General features: G+C 43.6%; 12 protein-coding genes. 7 read left to right on the top strand and 5 right to left on the bottom strand.

What is annotated here, in order from left to right:
* Window positions 1-2: 2 nt before the first annotated feature.
* Together BM528_RS10400 and BM528_RS10395 are read left to right on the top strand one after the other, a co-directional pair.
* Window positions 3-1,496: an MFS transporter gene (locus tag BM528_RS10400; protein WP_071979743.1), complete on the top strand. Its 1,494-nt coding sequence runs from the start codon at window positions 3-5 to the stop codon at window positions 1,494-1,496.
* Entirely contained in the window at window positions 1,486-3,228 is a 1,743-nt protein-coding gene (locus BM528_RS10395; protein WP_071979742.1) for an alpha-amylase family glycosyl hydrolase, read from the top strand. Before BM528_RS10400 ends, BM528_RS10395 begins: the two co-directional genes overlap by 11 nt.
* A gap of 59 nt (window positions 3,229-3,287) precedes the next feature.
* Here BM528_RS10395 and BM528_RS10390 read toward each other — a convergent pair whose 3' ends face one another.
* The gene (locus BM528_RS10390; RefSeq protein ID WP_071981260.1) at window positions 3,288-4,319 is read right to left on the bottom strand and encodes a LacI family DNA-binding transcriptional regulator; all 1,032 of its coding nucleotides are present in this window, start codon (window positions 4,317-4,319) and stop codon (window positions 3,288-3,290) included.
* Between the two features lie 380 nt (window positions 4,320-4,699).
* Here BM528_RS10390 and glnS point away from each other — a divergent pair, with 380 nt between their 5' ends.
* Window positions 4,700-6,367: a glutamine--tRNA ligase gene (gene glnS / locus BM528_RS10385; RefSeq protein ID WP_071979741.1), complete on the top strand. Its 1,668-nt coding sequence runs from the start codon at window positions 4,700-4,702 to the stop codon at window positions 6,365-6,367.
* A gap of 124 nt (window positions 6,368-6,491) precedes the next feature.
* Here the strand turns inward: glnS and BM528_RS10380 are convergent, their stop codons facing one another.
* Entirely contained in the window at window positions 6,492-7,235 is a 744-nt protein-coding gene (locus BM528_RS10380) for a YciK family oxidoreductase (RefSeq protein ID WP_071979740.1), read from the bottom strand.
* A gap of 226 nt (window positions 7,236-7,461) precedes the next feature.
* Window positions 7,462-10,056, bottom strand: coding sequence for a VolA/Pla-1 family phospholipase (locus BM528_RS10375; RefSeq protein ID WP_071979739.1), 2,595 nt, complete (start codon window positions 10,054-10,056; stop codon window positions 7,462-7,464).
* Between the two features lie 434 nt (window positions 10,057-10,490).
* Between BM528_RS10375 and sohB the strand changes: the two genes are divergently transcribed.
* The 4 genes from sohB (at window position 10,491) to BM528_RS10355 (ending at window position 13,898) form a co-directional block, all read left to right on the top strand.
* The gene (gene sohB / locus BM528_RS10370) at window positions 10,491-11,513 is read left to right on the top strand and encodes a protease SohB (protein WP_071979738.1); all 1,023 of its coding nucleotides are present in this window, start codon (window positions 10,491-10,493) and stop codon (window positions 11,511-11,513) included.
* A gap of 60 nt (window positions 11,514-11,573) precedes the next feature.
* Window positions 11,574-12,197, top strand: a complete 624-nt coding sequence (locus tag BM528_RS10365; protein WP_071979737.1) for a TetR/AcrR family transcriptional regulator — start codon at window positions 11,574-11,576, stop codon at window positions 12,195-12,197.
* A 156-nt stretch (window positions 12,198-12,353) separates the two neighbouring features.
* The gene (locus tag BM528_RS10360) at window positions 12,354-13,115 is read left to right on the top strand and encodes a Nif3-like dinuclear metal center hexameric protein (protein WP_071979736.1); all 762 of its coding nucleotides are present in this window, start codon (window positions 12,354-12,356) and stop codon (window positions 13,113-13,115) included.
* A 24-nt stretch (window positions 13,116-13,139) separates the two neighbouring features.
* The gene (locus BM528_RS10355; protein WP_071979735.1) at window positions 13,140-13,898 is read left to right on the top strand and encodes a methyltransferase; all 759 of its coding nucleotides are present in this window, start codon (window positions 13,140-13,142) and stop codon (window positions 13,896-13,898) included.
* 30 nt (window positions 13,899-13,928) lie between these two features.
* Here the strand turns inward: BM528_RS10355 and BM528_RS10350 are convergent, their stop codons facing one another.
* Window positions 13,929-14,930, bottom strand: a complete 1,002-nt coding sequence (locus BM528_RS10350) for a 2-hydroxyacid dehydrogenase (protein WP_071979734.1) — start codon at window positions 14,928-14,930, stop codon at window positions 13,929-13,931.
* A 29-nt stretch (window positions 14,931-14,959) separates the two neighbouring features.
* Window positions 14,960-15,445: a glutathione peroxidase gene (locus BM528_RS10345; protein ID WP_071979733.1), complete on the bottom strand. Its 486-nt coding sequence runs from the start codon at window positions 15,443-15,445 to the stop codon at window positions 14,960-14,962.
* Window positions 15,446-15,545 lie beyond the last annotated feature (100 nt).

Here is a 15,545-nt window from a genome sequence, read left to right as displayed (position 1 = left end):
CTATGCAAGTAACTCAACCTCGCCTTTCTTTTTGGCAAATTTGGAATGTCAGCTTCGGCTTCCTTGGTGTTCAATTTGGTTTTGCCCTGCAAAACGCAAATGTTAGTAGAATCCTTTCAGACCTAGGCGCCGATCTCCACTCCCTTTCTCTGTTCTGGCTAGTGGCGCCTATTATGGGCCTTATAGTGCAACCTATTGTTGGTTCTGCATCAGATAGAACGTGGAATCGTCTAGGGAGACGCCGCCCATTTATTCTTGCTGGTGCTATTGCAGCAGTATTGGGGATGATTTTGTTACCTAACGCCCCGTTATTCGTGGCGTTTCTCGCACCCATGTTGATGGGGGCGTTGATGGTGGCACTCATGGATGCGTCGTTTAATGTATGCTTTCAGCCGTTTAGATCGCTAGTCTCCGACATGGTACCGCCCTCGCAACGCAACGTAGGGTATTCTATTCAGTCTTTGCTAATTAATATTGGTGCAGTAATTGGGTCTATTCTTCCTTTTGTTCTCACCAACGTGGTTGGGCTAGAAAATACAGCGCAAATGGGGCAGGTTGCTCCCTCAGTAATGTGGGCGTTCTACATTGGTGCGACTGTATTATTAGGCACGGTAATTTGGACGGTAATAAGAACCAAAGAATACTCGCCAGAGCAATATAATCAGTATAAAGGCTTAGCGGTAGAACAAACTCCTATTCAAGAGAAAAAAGCGCCTTTAAGCCAGCGCCTGGCGGAATTCTTCAAGCTAGTGGCCACTATGCCTAAAACTATGAAACAACTTGCAGTGGTGCAATTCTTTTCATGGTTTGCTTTATTTATTATGTGGGTATACACCACACCAGCTATTACTCAACATATCTGGAATGTAGACAAACAGTGGTTTGACCCAGCATATATTGCGGCCGCACCTATGGTGCCCGAAGCTATCGTAATGGCCAAAGGTGCCGCAGGCGATTGGGTGGGTATTTTATTTGCTGCCTACTCTGTATTTGCCGCTATTTTTTCAATTTTCCTTGCCAAACTTGCTGATAAATTCGGACGTAAAACCATCTATGCAGGCGCTCTTGCATTAGGTGGATTAAGTTACATCAGCTTTTTATTTTTCCAAGACTTAACCATGGTAAACGTAAACTTATTGATCACAGAAGTTACCGTGCCTCTCGGTGCAGTTAAGCTATTGATTCCTATGGTAGGTGTCGGTATTGCCTGGGCGGCTATTCTTGCCATGCCATATGCCATGTTAGCAGGTGCGTTACCTGCAGATAAAACAGGGGTTTATATGGGCATTTTCAACTTTACCGTAGCGGCTCCTCAAATTGTTTCAGGGTTAACAGCAGGTTGGATATTAAGTAGCGTATTCGACAACGATGCCAAATACATTATCGTGGTAGCAGGTATTTCAATGATGATAGGCGCGTTATCGGTATTTTTTGTCAAAGAAGCTGATACCAGTGATATTGCGCAAGAAGAGGGAGTTATTACCGATGGCGTTTAAACCAAATATTGTTGCTCTTACATTAACTGCACTATTTGTTACTGGGTGTTCTAACAATAGTATGGTGAACAGTGATGTTGTTACGACTCATGCCGGTGCGCATTCAAAGAGCATTAACACTTCAAGCAGCGACGAAAGCTCTTTCATTGCGGGCACAACAACACCATTTGCGAGCGAGGCCGTATATTTCGTTGTTACTGATCGTTTTGTCGATGGTGACAAAACAAATAATTATGAAAATCAGGGCGGTGAGCACCCCACGTGGCAACTTCCCCTCGAAGGCCCTGATGGTAAAAAAGCCTATGTTGGTTATATGGGCGGCGATTTAAAGGGCATAGTCAAAAACGCGGAGTATATTGCCAATATGGGCTTCACCGCGGTTTGGATGACACCTGTTCACGATAATCCAGATTATGCATTTAATGGTGATGAGCAAATAACTTACGGCGGGGCGTTTAAAGACGGAGGAAAAACCGGTTATCACGGTTATTGGGCGTCCAACTTCTATAAACCAGACGAACACTTGGTAAGCGATGACCTGAGCGTAAAAGAGTATACATCTCAAATGCGTAAGCTGGGTTTGAAGTCAGTGTTTGATATCGTTGCAAATCATGGCTCGCCAAGTTTTACCATGGACGAGGATTTGCCGGGTTATGGTGAACTTTATGACAAAGACGGAAGGCTTGTGGCCGATCATCAAAACCTTAATCCAGAGCAGCTTGACCCAGAAAACAACCCTTTGCACAGTTTTTTCCATGACTACCCAGACTTGGTTAAATTATCTAATTTAGATGATGAAAACCCAGCGGTAAGAGACTATTTAATAAATAGTTACCTTTACTGGATTTCCCAAGGCGCAGATGCTTTTCGCATAGATACAATAAGACACGTACCGCATGCATTTTGGCGTGAAGCATCAGATAGGATCCGCAGCGAGCGCCCAGACTTTTTTATGTTTGGGGAGAGTTTTGATTACTCCGCGAATAATATTGCCCAGCATACTCTGGACAAAAATGGTGCTATCAGCGTTCTCGATTTCCCGATGCAAAAAGCCATGCTATCGGTGTTTGAAAACCCACTCGACAGTGATTTTTCAGAAATGGAAGAGGTATTACATCTCACCCATGGCCCTTACAAAAATGTTTATGACTTAACTACGTTTTATGATAATCACGATATGGCTCGTATGAATGCCACTGATGAAGGGTTCATCAATGCCCACAATTGGCTATTTACCGTGCGAGGTATTCCTGTGGTTTACATGGGATCTGAGATAGGGTTTATGAGAGGCACTGCAGAACATGCCGGTAATCGAAACTATTTCGGCCAGAAGCGAATAGAAGCAGCAAAGGCGCACCCAATCAAACAAGCATTAACCACTATTGCTAATGTGCGTAAGCAAACCCCTGCATTGCAGCGAGGTTTGCAAGTGAACGTTTCGCTTTCTGGTCACCAAGCATCATTCTATCGAGTTCTTAACACCGATGAGGTTCAACAAACTGCACTCGTTTTGCTTAACAAAGGCAATAGACCCAGCGTGTTCAATGTTAAAAAGTTTATACAAAAAGGCGATTGGCATGAGCAAATAAGCGGTGAGCGTAAACGCGTAGAAAAAGGTGAGTCTTTATCGACAACTGTTGAGCCTAATGGCGTTCAAGTATGGGTGTTAGACGAGATGATTACGCAGCCTGAACTGTTAAAAGCAGCCTCATTCCAAATGTCTAGGCAGTAAGTTTTACTCTCAGTAATCTTGTCTTTAAGAATTTATAAACAAAATAAAATGGCGCTTGATTAAGCGCCATTTTCGTTTCCACACGATTGTCGAATTATCACTTCTGCAGGCATCAGGTAATCTTCAACCCGCTCGTTGTTAATGGCTTTTAACAACGTATCGACAAGTAATTCGCCTGCTAACTTTGTATTTTGTTGCACGGTTGAGAGTGCGGGGGTGGTGTATGCAGAAACGGCAATATTGTCATAGCCCACTACGGCAACATCATTAGGCACAGAGATGTTAGCTCGCCGCAGCGCTCGAAGAGCCCCCATGGCAATTAAGTCTGAGGCACACACAATTGCTTCGGGAAGTTCATCGCACTCAATAAGCGATTTAACTGCATCTGAACCGTCGTCTTCGGTAGAAATCGCATTTCTTTGAACGCTACACTCATTTAAATTATGTTGTTTTAGCGCGTCTTCATAACCTTTATAACGAGCCATAAATTCAGGTGCGTGCTCGCCATTGTCGCCAATAAACGCGAAGGTTTTTTTACCCAACGATATGAGGTGCTCGGTAATGCTGTGACCGCCTTGGTAATTGTCGCAGCCAATACTCACGCCAGGGTGGGCCTTGTCGGGAGCGCCCCAACGAACAAAATGGGTGCCTTGTGACTCTAGTTGTGCCACCTTTGTCTGATAATCGGTGTAATTGCCGTAGCCCAGCAAAATAATGCCGTCGGCCTTGTTGGAATCTTCGTATTCTGCGTGCCAATCGTCTTCTAAGTTTTGGAATGACACTAAAAGATCGTAATTAGCTTTAGCGCAGGCACGTGTAATGCTTCCTAGCATCGAAAGAAAAAAGGGATTGATCATTGAATCATCTGACGTTGGATCTTCAAACAATAACAATGCAATAGTACTGCTCTTTTGTTTTCTTAAATTGCTCGCATTTTTGTCAACTTTATAGTTGAGCTCTTGTGCTATCCGCTGCACGCGCTCCCGTGTCTCTAGGTTCACAAGAGGGCTGTTATTGAGCGCTCTTGATACCGTCGATTGTGACACGCCTGCTAGGTGAGCAATATCAAAAGAGGTGGCTTTTTCTTTCATAAACATCTTTTCTCGCTGGAACGACATTGTTGTCGCTAATTTCAGACTACCACACTTTTTCGGATTGTTTGGTTTCTGAATTTTTTTTTGTACGTTTTGTAATGTTGAAAGAGTGAGATTGCAAGCGTTTATACGTCTTTTAACTATTAACTAAACATCAAAGACTTAATGAAAATAAGTGGTCACAATAAAAAGTACACTCATTTTGTGAAAGTGGCGGGTGTGAAAGAATTTGTTGTCAGAGTATTTGCACAGACAAAGTTTCGGTGCATATTCGACCAGTTGTCAGTGTTAATTCAATAAAACGTGGTTGAAGCAATTGTGTCAGTGGTATACTCACGTCATTATTACAATTACTTGTGCATAAGGGGAACATGCGAATGGCCGAGACTGAGCATCGTCCGACCAATTTTATCCGACAAATCATTGATAAAGATCTTGCCAGTGGTTTGCATGACTCAATAAAAACGCGGTTTCCGCCAGAGCCTAATGGCTTTCTTCATATTGGTCATGCGAAATCCATTTGCTTGAACTTCGGAATTGCGAAGGATTACACGGGTACCTGTAATCTCCGTTTTGACGACACGAACCCAGCAAAAGAAGATATTTCGTTTGTTAATTCTATAAAAGAAGACGTTAAGTGGCTTGGTTTTACATGGAGCGGTGAGGAGCGTTATTCCTCCAACTACTTCGACCAACTACACGGCTTTGCAAACGAATTGATCGACAAAGGTTTAGCCTACGTCGATTTTTCTAGTCAAGACATTATGCGAGAAATGCGCGGTACATTGAAAGAGCCGGGCAAAAATAGCGAATATCGCGATACGGATGTTGAGACTAATAAACGTGAATTCGCAAAAATGACAGCCGGCGAATATGCCGAAGGCGAGTGCAGCCTGCGCGCAAAGATTGATATGACGTCACCGTTCATGTGCATGCGCGACCCTGTTATCTACAGAGTAAAGCACGCCCACCATCATCAAACTGGTGATAAGTGGTGTGTGTACCCAATGTACGACTTTACTCACTGTATATCAGATGCTATCGAGGGCATTACGCATTCGTTGTGTACACTGGAATTTCAAGATAACCGCCGTTTATACGACTGGGTAATTGAAAATATCTCTATCGATTGCAGTCCTAAGCAGTATGAGTTCTCTCGTCTTAACTTGGAATACACGGTACTAAGTAAACGCCGCCTTATTCAATTGGTTGATGAGAAGCACGTTCATGGGTGGGACGACCCACGCATGCCAACCATAGCTGGCTTGCGACGCCGGGGCTATACGCCTGGCTCAATTGTCGAATTTTGTAAGCGCATTGGCGTAACAAAAATGGACAACATGGTAGAAATGTCCATGTTAGAAGCCTGTATCCGCGATGACTTAAATGTGAATGCCCCTCGTGCTATGGCCGTTCTCGATCCCATTAAGGTCGTTATTGAAAATTACGAAGAGGGGGCGACAGAGACTCTGGCGGCTCCTAATCATCCTAACGATGAATCAATGGATACGCGTAACATCACGTTTAGCCGTGAAGTGTGGATTGAAGCTGAAGATTTCCGTGAATCGGCGAACAAGAAATTTAAACGACTCGTTCTCGATAAAGAAGTTCGACTTCGTAATGCCTATGTGATTAAAGCTAATCGTATAGAAAAAGACGAAAACGATAACGTAACCACAGTGTACTGTACTTACGACCCGGATACGCTTGGCAAAGACCCTGCTGATGGCCGTAAAGTAAAAGGTGTCATTCACTGGGTTGACGCTGCAACCGCAAAGGCCGCTGAATTTAGGCTCTATGACCGTTTATTCAATGTACCTAACCCGGCTGCAGAAGAAGATTTTACCGACGCGATTAACCCAGAATCATTGGAGATAAAACGTGGTTGGGCTGAAGCTGGTCTGAGTGAGAATGTGCCTGCAGTGGGTGCGTGGCAGTTTGAACGCACAGGATATTTTTGTTTAGACAGCGACAGCACACCAGAGAAACCGGTATTCAACCGCACTGTTGGATTGCGAGATACCTGGGCAAAAATAGAAGGTTAGCCCTTCTAAGGAAAATTGGCGCTAAATTCGCGCTCATTGGTACTCGGGCCAACTGAAAAATGACTGCCCTAAAAAACTAAGCCGCGTTAATACGCGGCTTATTTGTGTGTGGCGCTTTAGGCGCCTATTTCGGCTGACAGTCTAGCGATTCGCCATTAACCTCTGCACTTTCATCGCCCATGAGATATAGATAAGTGGGCATTATATCTTCAGGTGTTTTCAGTGCATTTGGATCTTCTGCTGGAAACGCCTGTGCGCGCATGTTTGTCCTGGTTCCACCTGGATTTATGCAATTAAAGCGTACGTTCTTGGTCTTGTACTCGTCAGCTAGCGTTTGCATTACGCCCTCAGTGGCAAATTTTGATACGGCATAAGTACCCCAAAAAGCACGCCCTTTACGGCCCACACTTGACGTTGTGAAAACCACAGAAGCGTTTTCGGCTTTGAGTAACGCCGGAATAAGTGCCTGGGTCATGAATACCATGCCGTTGAGGTTTATTTGCATCACATCTTGCCATTCCTGAGGGTCAATATCCTTAAAGGCGCTTAAATGACCGAGAATAGATGCATTGTGCAGCAGGCCGTCCAAGCGACCGAACTGATCAATAATAGTTTGCGCCATTTGCTGATAGTGATTAGGAGTAGCACCTTTGATATCCAGCGGAACTATGGCGGGTTCGGCATGCCCAGCGTTCACAATGTCATCGTATACTGCTTCGAGTTTCGAGACTGTTCTACCAAGCAATATACACGTTGCACCGTGTGCAGCGTAAGTCTTAGCCGCTTGCGCACCTATACCGTCTCCGGCACCGGTAATAAGTATTACTTTATTCTCAAGTAGATTACGAGGGGCGTGATAGTCGTTCATTAAATTCCTTAAGTGCACCGAATCTTGTCGGCATAATAATATGTCGCGGTAAGGTGCTTGATCATACTGATACTGACGAACAAGTAAAGAAGGCGATATGCATGCATAGTGATAAAAAAGTGCGTAAATATATATAAAAAAACCGATATCAAATGCTGATATCGGTTTTTAATTCTTTATATGAATAACCAATGAAGTTGGTCACTCACTATGACATTAGTTGTTATTAGTTGGCCACTACTGACTCGTCAAAAATAACTACAGTTTCGCCACCAGTAGAGATAAACGCTGCCGCGCCGCGCTGCATCTCTGTTGTCGCACCCGCACTCGGGCTAGGGTTTAACAATGAAGAGTGTGAACCTTCAATAAAGCGTACTAAACTATTTCCCTGCGTCGTTGTTGATACTCCCGCAACACCTGCAAACTTAGCCAGCGGCTCTGTACCTGCAAACGTTGGTGCATTCACTGTAGAGTTAGGAATAACCTGATCAGGCAATGCCGTGCTGCCGTCATCATTTGTACCACCGCCGATAACTTCGTGTATCACGAAGTCTGAGTTTTCAGCAAGCAAACCAGCAAAGTTATTTGGATCAGACGAGTCGGTAATCGTTTGAGCGGCAAAAGCAAATTGTGCAAATGTAGCATCGACACTGGCTTTGGTTGTAGCATCCAGACTTGCGTAGAACTCCACGAAAGCAGGGACCAGTGCTTGTTCAGCGGTAAGTTCATTTGCTTGGGCATACTGACCGACAAAGGCTACGAAGTCCTCAGAAGACGAAGCGAGTAGGTTTGCCTTGATTAAGTTACCAAATGCAACTGATTCTAGTAAGAATGCCGCAGTGCCGCCACCCGGCACACTGAATACCGCACTATTAAATGCAAACATATTATCGAAGTTTGCAAGCGGGTTACCCTCACCAAATGATTCATTTGACATTGCAACGCTGCTTATTCCAGTAATTGACCCTAAGCTTTGACCTACAAACGATACGTCGTTAGCGTTAAGTTTTACCGAACCACCCGTTGTATCAACAACAGCGTTCAAACCAAGACGAAGCCCCATTACATCGACAATACTCTGACGATTGTTATCACGTGTGGTCAGCAATGACGCTAAGTTAAGGTAATCCGTAGGATCGCCATTAACCGCCGCTGATGCATTGACCATTTCGCCGTCGATCATGAAGCCACGACTACCGTGAAGTGGGTGATCGATAGCAACCGTTGCGTATCCTGCTAGTGATAATGCCCCTGTAATCGCTAAGAAGTCTTCTTTGCGCGAGGTGATACCATGTTGCAAGATAACAACTGGCCAGCCGGCCTCAGGAACAGCTGCGATAGGGCTAACACCTGATGCTGGGTTTGCAGCAACAATATTGATAATGTTGATATCAGGCACGGTAATTTGAACATCAAGTGTTTCAGTACCGTCAGGGTTACTGCCTTTACGTGCAGGGATTGGGCTGTAGCGCGTTACGTGACGCAAATCGTTAATACCTAGGTTTGTAAGGTCTAAGTCCAATAACGTCCCACCACTTGCTTGTTGGCATAATTCATTATTTGGACCTGTTGTAATTGTACCGTCAGCAAGCAGTGCACCAATGTTTTCTGCACCAATGGTTTGCAGTGCTAAACCGTTAGTACATGCTGCAGACCAACGACCATTAAGTGGATCTTCTGCATCAAGGTAATAGGGTAAGTCGATGCTACCTTGTTTCATTGAGGCGGCACAAAATGGCGCTACCTGAGAGAAAACCTCAGTTGCCGTAGGGTTTAACGGTGACGCAGGATTCAATACTGCAGATACAAGGCCTGAACACGTATTTAGGCCAACTGCTTGGAGTTGTGCCAACGTCGCACTACCTAATAGCGTTGGTGCCAATACGTCAAACGCAGTGTCGACTGCCGCTTCACCAATTGGAAGTACCGGCAATGTGCCTGCTGCAACAGCTTGTGCTGGCGTTGCACCTTGTGAAAGCGCAGTCGCAAATGGCGCGATCGCGAGTGATTTAACAGTCTCAATAATCTCAGTAGTCGATTGCGTTGTGAACGTGTAACTGAATACAAGCGAATCGCTACTTACACCAGCTTGTGAGGTAAGCACACCTTCATAGGAATTAATAAGGCCTTGCAAGCTAAGTTGTGACTCAGTTGAAAGAGGGAAGTTATTAATGTCCTGGCGTAAGCTCTCGTAAGCCGTGGAAGGCTTAATTGATTGGCCATCACTTGCTTTGAGTCCATCGGTAACCGCCACGTAGTAAGTGGTTGACCCTTTAAGTGGCTTAAGCGGAATTACCGCAACATCGTTGCCGCTAGCCTGAGTAATGAAATCTACGCCGAATGTTAGTTCTTCATATATTTTACAGCCCGAGATTGGCGGTGCAGTTGTACAGTCAGAGTCATTCAAATCGCCGCCAATAGCCCCTTCAAATAGACGTACCGAACCAGGCGCTGCCGCTGAGGCTTCGTCTAGTGTGATACCGGCAGGGTGGGAGGTAGAGAAAGTAAATGGATGCTGTGTAGACCAACCATCAAGCGCGCCTAAAGCTGCTGAGGGGTTGCTAAAGTCAGGTATTCCATTTGCTGCTTGACCTGCTACCTCATCAGGCATTTCTAATGTTCCATCATCTGTCTGCTCTACCAGAGCAAAAAACAAATCGCTTGGTACATTAAGTACGCTACCGGCAGGGTCAAACAAAATTCGTGAGGCAGGACGCTCTATAGCGGTTTCCGCTTGAATTGTTTCTAAGTCATCTCCGCCACCGCAACCAGCGAGCACAAATGCTGCAGAGATACTTGTGCTGATTAACAGTTTTTTCATTCTTTCTCCCAAGATACTAAGGTGAGTTGTCAACTCGATTGTTTCTTCGCACAATAATTGGTGGACAATCACTGTTCGAACAGACTATTAACAAGTATGACCAGTTATTATTCGTCTTATAGTATTGACTTTGTTATCTATTTGCAAAGGTTTGTTAAGTATTTGTTAGGGATATCTATCAATACTTTGAAAAATCATATTACAGTGAAAAGCAGAAGAGTACTTATTGGCTCTTAGCAAAGTAAATGTAGAGCGCATCACTTCAACAATATAGACCGATTTAATTACAATATACTTTAAACAATAGTACAAAGTTAGATGAAGATATGAATGCTTAAATGTATGATACGCATAAATGTAAGTCTTGTGTTTTATCAACGTGTTGATAATTCAACGCTTGTTGGCTTTGAGAAGATATTATCTAGGAGTAAGGTTTGGAGTTTTTGTACGAATATGGCTTATTTGTGGCCAAAGCGATAACGCTGGTCGTTGCGGTTGTCGTTGTTGTTGCAACAATTGTTGGTGTGGCAAACAAACAGAAGCACGGTAAAGGTCAGTTAGAGATCACATCAATCTCAGACCAACTCAAAGACATTACTAACTATGCAAAGCAAGTACTGCTAGACAAGAACTCTGCGAAAAAGCTAGCGAAACAGCAAAAGAAAGAAGAAAAAGCAAAGTGTAAACAAAAAGACGACGAAGAAAAGTCTCCAAGGTTATATGTTATTGACTTTAAGGGCTCTATGGATGCTGGAGAAGTCGATAATTTGAGAGAAGAGATTACGGCAATCTTGTGTGTAGCGGATAAAGACGATGAAGTATTAGTTCGCTTAGAAAGCGGCGGCGGTGTTGTTCATGGTTACGGTCTTGCAGCATCTCAGCTTCAGCGCATAAAGCAAAAAGGGCTTAAGCTAACAGTAGCGGTAGATAAGGTTGCTGCCAGTGGCGGCTATATGATGGCCTGTGTCGCAGACACGCTATTGGCGTCACAATTCGCTTACATTGGTAGCATTGGCGTGCTAGCACAGCTGCCAAACTTTCATAAGCTGTTAAAGAAAAACGATATCGAATTTGAACAACACACAGCGGGCGAATTCAAACGAACCTTAACGATCTTTGGCGAGAACAATGATGAGGGGCGAGCAAAATTTAAAGAAGAAATAGAAGAAATCCACGTTTTATTTAAAGACTTCGTTCATAGCCAACGCCCAGAAATGAATATTGATAAAGTCGCTACTGGTGAGTACTGGCCTGGAATAAAGGCAAAAGAACTTGGGCTTATCGACGATATAACGACGTCCGATGACTACATTCTTTCTCACTACCCAAAAAGAGAGATCTTTAGCGTAAAATATTCGGTTAAAAAGAATGTTGCCGAAAAGCTTGGAATGTCTGCTGCATCTGTGGCTGAGCGTGTTCTGATGAAATCGTGGAGCAAAGCCAGACACTGGTTTTAAATTGCTCGTTTAAGTGAGAGGCCAACAAGGCCTCTATTGCTCTGCGCAAAGATAATAAAAATGGCAAAAAACACTAAAAATGACATTTTAGATACAGCGGAATACTTGTTTTCTCAACAGGGTTTTACTCAAACCTCTATGAGAGAAATTACTGCACGGGCAGGGGTTAATTTAGCGTCTGTAAATTATCATTTCGGCAGTAAGAAGAACCTGATCCAAGCAGTATTTAAACGATATTTTGATCATCTCATGCCTCACATCGATACATGCCTGAAGGACCTCGAACCTAAAAAAGGCGCAGCAGGTGTTGAGCATTTGCTGTATACATTAACTCCTCCTATGCTGGAATTAAATGTAGTTAGCGAACAGGGCACTGCCACTTTTGTGAAGTTGCTAGGGAGAGGCTACAACGAGACGCAAGGTCATCTTCGGCGTTTCATCATGAGTCATTATGGAACCACCATTAGATCACTGGTTAACGCAATTCAACTTTGCCTTCCACACGTACCCGAAGAGGAATTGTTTTGGAGGCTGCATTTTGCGATTGGTAGTTTTGTTTTCTCTATGGCGTCAAGCCAAGCGTTAACAGAAATTGTTGAGTCTGACTTTCAAAAACATGTTGATATTGCAGAAGTTATCTCTCATCTTATCCCGTTTGTGGCGCAGGGAGTAGCAGGTAACTAAATCTGTTACAATGCGCAAAAAGTAAAGCGTACATGAATTACTGCTCAAAGTTACAAGCCTGTATACGGCTTAATGTCACTCTATCGAAAAGAACTGCAACAAGGTGATAAAGCTAAATGGTTTTGTCGCTCAATCCTACCTTTCAAAGGAGTTTATGTGTCTGTAAATAATCAAGACTTAAAGGTTTATTTAGACGGCCTGCTGCGCGTTAATGAAATTAGCGATTATTGTCCCAATGGAATGCAAGTTGAGGGCGTAAAAGACATCGCCAATATTGTCACTGGTGTCACGGCGAGCCAGGCACTTATCGACGAAGCCATTCTGCGCAAAGCGGATGCAATTGTGGTTCACCATGGTTACTTTTGGAAGGGCGAGTCTCAGTGTATTACCGGTATGAAAAGGCAGCGTTTAAAGTCGTTAATTGAGAATGACATAAACATGTATGCTTATCACCTTCCACTCGATGTTCATCCTGAATTAGGAAACAATCGCCAATTAGCAGATTTACTTGATATCGAAAATGTTGCTGCACTATCTTCGGTAAAGCCCATTGGCGTTGTTATGCAGGGCGAATTCCCCGTTGCAATTACCGCCGCTGAATTAAAAGATCGGCTTAAAGCGGTTCTAGGTCGCTCTATTTTGCTTGAGGGTGCTGAAGAGCGTGAAATTAAAACCCTGGCCTGGTGCACTGGTGGTGGCCAAGGTTTCATAGAGCAAGCGGCCGATTTAGGAGCAGATGCATTTATTACCGGCGAGGTGTCTGAGCAAACTATTCATATAGCCAGAGAGCAAAATATTGCTTTTTATGCCGCTGGGCACCACGCGACAGAGCGGTATGGCGCAAAAGCATTAGGTGAGCACATTGCTTCTCAGTTTGATGTTACTGTTGATTTTGTCGACATCAACAATCCGGCTTAACTCATAATAAGTGTTTAAAAATTAATGAGAGACGATCATGTATTTGACGGCATCGCGGATAAGTTTGCCAAGAATATCTATGGAACGACAAAAGGTAAGTTAAGGCATACCTTATTGTGTGACGTGCTTACCCCTCACTTACCTAACCACGCTCACGTTCTTGAAATAGGTGGCGGAACGGGTGTTATGACAGCGTACTTGGCGTCCATGGGTCACAAAATTGTGCTCACAGACGCATCAAAAGATGTATTGGTTCAAGCAGAAGAACTGTTTTCCCAAAGTGCCAATGCGAGTTTTCGCGATAATATAGAAATTCGTCAGCAGTTTTTGCAGGACATCAACGATTTTACACCATTCAACGTTGTAGTGTGCCATGCGGTGCTTGAATGGCTTGATGAACCCTACGAGGCCTTGTCGATGCTTTATGATCGCATGGCGGCAGGCACTACATTAAGCCTAAGCTTTTTCAATTACGATGCGAATTTGTTTGCGAATGCTATTTATGGCAACTTTGACTATATTGCCAAGGGGATGAGGGCGAAAAAGCAGGTTCGTTTAAACCCTAAAAAGCCGCTTTCGGCTTTAAAAGTACTGGAATACTGCGAATCACTTGGTTTTTCAATCGTCGAAAAAGCAGGGGTGCGTTGCTTCCATGATTATATGCGTGATATATCGCATCAGGCATCAAAATATGATGAATTGCTAGCGCTTGAGAGGCAGTACCATAAGCAGGCTCCCTACATGTGGTTAGGTAAATACTTTCACATTATTGTTAAAAAGTAGCTGTATAAACGTCGCATTGGATTAAAGCTGTTAATCGAGTACAACAGTATTGTTCTCGTTAATGATATTATCTAACGTTACATGGGCAATTTCGTTCAACGCTTCTGCAGTGAAAAAGCCCTGATGGCCCGTTACCAAAACATTGGGAAAAGTGATAAGGCGCTGAAAATTATCATCCTGTATAATTTCATGAGAGCGGTCGGTAAAGAACAACTCAGACTCTCTCTCGTATACGTCTAAGCCGAGATGGCCGATTTTTCGGCGCTTGAGTCCATTAATGAGAGCGGTGTCATCCACCAATCCGCCTCGCGACGTATTAATTAACATCACTCCGTCTTGCATTTTTTGAAGTGACGCTTCGTTAATCATATGGTTGCTGTCCTCAGTGAGAGGGCAATGAAGCGAAATAATTGTACTTTCAGAAAATAGCGTTTCTATATCGACATAAGACGCGCCTAGGTCTTTTACCGTTTCGTCTTCGAAGGGGTCACAGCAAAGTACTTTGCAGCCAAATCCGCGCAGAATTCGAATAACCGCTTTACCAATTTTTCCTGTACCTACAATACCTACCGTTTTATTGTGAAGCGTGAATCCCATTAAACCGTTTAACTGAAAGTTACCTTCTCGCACTCTGTTATACGCTTTATGCGTTTTACGATTAAGAGTCAGAATTAGTGCGATAGTATGTTCAGCAACGGTTTCAGGGCTATAAGCTGGAACTCGGCTAACCCGAATATTGGCTGCCTCGGCAGCGCTGATGTCCACGTTGTTGAATCCAGCACACCGTAAAGCAATGTGTTTTACTTTGCAGCTGGCAAGTATTTCAATGGTTTTAGCGTTTAAGTCATCATTAACAAACGCAACAACAACGTCGAAGCCTTGGCATAAAGGCGCGGTAGAAGCGCATAGCGTATGCTCAAAATAAGTGATGTCCATGTCTTTCTTTTGGTTTGAGACGCTGCTCTTTAACGCTGCATCAAAAACATGGCGGTCATAGTCTTGGGTACTGAAAAACGCTATTTTCTTTTTCATAATCATCCTTTATTGAGGTGTGTTAACCGTTATTGTTGAGAAAGCAGAGACTCAATATCTTTTGCTATATCGCCTGGCTTCATTGTTGGCGCATAACGCTTTACTACATCGCCTTGGCGGTTTACCAAAAACTTTGTGAAATTCCACTTAATGCGTTTGGTTCCTAGTAATCCAGGCGCTTTCTCTTTTAGTTGTTCGAACACGGCGCTCGCGTTCGGTCCATTAACCTCAACTTTTTTGAAAAGGGGGAAAGAAACACCGAAATTCACTTCACAAAATTCGGCAATATCTTCATCTGACCCAGGCTCTTGGTGACCAAATTGGTCGCATGGAAAACCTAGAACCTCAAATCCACGCTCTTTATATTTATTGTAAAGTGTTTCTAGCCCTTTGTACTGGGGCGTAAATCCACATTTGCTGGCGGTATTAACAATAAGCAATACCTTTCCTTTATATTGCTCAAGGTGAATGTTGTTACCGCTATTTGTTATTACCGTATGCTGATAAATAGTCAATTTGCATCCTTTATGTTTTTGTTGTTGTGAATTCTGATATTCTCATCATATTCGCGGCTGAACAGTATCTATATTCGAGTAAGTGTTTTTGTTTTTCTAA

The sequence above is a fragment of the Alteromonas sp. RW2A1 genome (genome assembly GCF_001886475.1).
GTDB classification, from domain to species: domain Bacteria; phylum Pseudomonadota; class Gammaproteobacteria; order Enterobacterales; family Alteromonadaceae; genus Alteromonas; species Alteromonas hispanica.
The sequence above is the reverse complement of the archived record's forward strand: the minus strand, read 5'-3'. Positions and strand labels throughout refer to the sequence as shown.